Raw genomic sequence first — 839 nt, 5'->3', positions numbered from 1 at the left:
CATCGCCTCTGACTGCCAAGGCATCCACCGTGTACGCTTAGTCACTTAACCATACAACCCGAAGGAGTTTCGAATTGATGTCAAACAACCAAAGTTGCTGTCTCATTATTTGAATGAGCGAGACAGCTTTCGATTTTGCCGGACTCAAATTCCAAGAACACTTGAATGTGTTTTTAGTTGTATTCAAATACATGAATACTTTGAGAACTTTACAAACAAATCTTTATTTCAAAAAACAAAGTTTGTTTTGTCAGCTTTCCAAATTGTTAAAGAGCGATGTTTCTTCACAAGGAAGTACATTTTCTAAAGACTTTCAGCGTCAAAAATGCCAACCAGTATCAATTGCTTGCTCTGGTTTGGACGTTTTATTCCAAAAATGCTTAGAGAATGGTGGGCGATACCGGGCTCGAACCAGTGACCCCCTGCTTGTAAGGCAGGTGCTCTCCCAACTGAGCTAATCGCCCACATAAGTTTTCTCTTGCTTTTACTTTTAGGAAAAGTAAAACAAAAGCCATCCTTCGTGGAAAGAATGGTGGGTCGTGCAGGATTCGAACCTGCGACCAATTGATTAAAAGTCAACTGCTCTACCAACTGAGCTAACGACCCAATGGTATCCCGTAGGGGAGTCGAACCCCTGTTACCGCCGTGAAAGGGCGGTGTCCTAGGCCTCTAGACGAACGGGACACTAGTGTAAGTGTTGGGCACTTACTATCTCTTAAACTTTTATAAACCGTATCAATCTGTGTGGGTACTCATCACGATAATCATCGTATAAGGAGGTGATCCAGCGCCAGGTTCCCCTAGCGCTACCTTGTTACGACTTCACCCCAGTCATGAAC

The 839-nt window shown here is 43.5% G+C and carries 3 tRNA genes and 1 rRNA gene; all 4 read right to left on the bottom strand.

Going from position 1 to position 839, the window contains the following annotated elements:
- Nucleotides 1-388 precede the first annotated feature (388 nt).
- Nucleotides 389-464, bottom strand: a tRNA-Val gene (locus ACWYU8_RS22020).
- A gap of 66 nt (nucleotides 465-530) precedes the next feature.
- Nucleotides 531-606, bottom strand: a tRNA-Lys gene (locus ACWYU8_RS22015).
- A gap of 2 nt (nucleotides 607-608) precedes the next feature.
- A tRNA-Glu gene (locus ACWYU8_RS22010) sits at nucleotides 609-684 on the bottom strand.
- A gap of 88 nt (nucleotides 685-772) precedes the next feature.
- Nucleotides 773-839: ribosomal RNA gene (locus tag ACWYU8_RS22005) — 16S ribosomal RNA — on the bottom strand; the annotation flags it as partial.

This window comes from Vibrio limimangrovi (assembly GCF_054064025.1).
This window is presented reverse-complemented; position numbering and strand designations above follow the sequence as displayed.